The sequence below is a fragment of the Faecalibacterium sp. Marseille-Q4137 genome, assembly GCF_017377535.1.
GTDB classification, from domain to species: domain Bacteria; phylum Bacillota; class Clostridia; order Oscillospirales; family Ruminococcaceae; genus Faecalibacterium; species Faecalibacterium duncaniae.
Genome location: NZ_JAFREK010000116.1, coordinates 1 through 1,025, shown reverse-complemented (window position 1 = coordinate 1,025; position 1,025 = coordinate 1). Strand labels below are relative to the sequence as shown.

Here is a 1,025-nt window from a genome sequence, read left to right as displayed (position 1 = left end):
TTTATATACCAGAACTGTCATCAAAAGATATAGAAAATTATTTGATGTTCTTGGTTGTACAAGAGTACTGCCCAAAGGAGCAGTTTGAAGCTTTTTTAGAAAAGATAAAAAAAGAAAAGCTTCTCATATCGGATGATGTTATCGATGTGCAGAAAATAAAGGAAAAGGCGATGGATTTTATTGGAGATGAGAATAAAAGAAAATTTGAAGAAACAGTAGATGTTATTGCCGGAATAAAAGCCATTGTTGCAGGAAATTTAAAAGGTAATCCTAGACAAACAAAACGATTTTTAAATACCTATATAACAAAAAAGAAATTGGCAGAATTGTATTTTGGAACTGATGAAGGCGCTCTTGACACACGAGTATTGGCCAAACTCCTTGTTCTTCAAAAGCTGGATAATGACTTGTTTATACAGTTAAATGAGTGGAATAAAAGATTTACAACGGAAAATGAAGAATTTAAAGCAATGCTTGAGTGCATAGAATCGCCTGATAATGAAAATGAGAAATTTAAAGCATGGAATATTCCTTCGATAATTAAATGGGTTGAATCTGAGCCAAAACATTTGGAGAAAATACGTTTGGATCGGTATTTCTACTTGACAAGGGAATCTCTAAAAAAGGCAGATGTTGATATTTCAACGCTTTCGGCAGCTGCAAAGGATGTCCTGGAACATATTGGAAGAGCAGCGCGCGGATTGATGCCTCAGATTGTAGAGAAGATAGCGGCTTTGAACGCGGTTGATCAGTCAAAGGTTTTCGAGGTCGTCACTCCTAAAATCAAGAAGGGTGAAATTGAGTTTTATATTATAAGAAGCTTGTTTGTGAATTTTGAGGCGTATAGAGATAAAATCTGTAATGCATTGGAAGGATATTCAAAAAAGATAACGCTTAGAAGTGTACCGGCGATTAGAGAAATGAGAGCAGCAGATTTAAAAAAAGTAGATGATCTTCTTGCTACTTGGGAAAAATCGGGGATACTTGAAAAAAAGATTATGGAAGAAATAAAAAAAGAAGGAAAA

1 protein-coding gene is annotated in these 1,025 nt (G+C 34.5%); it reads left to right on the top strand.

Features of this window, described 5'->3' with window-relative positions; genetic code table 11:
* The coding region (locus J3353_RS16065) for a hypothetical protein (protein ID WP_207685253.1) at positions 1-1,025 on the top strand (1,025 nt) is incomplete at both ends.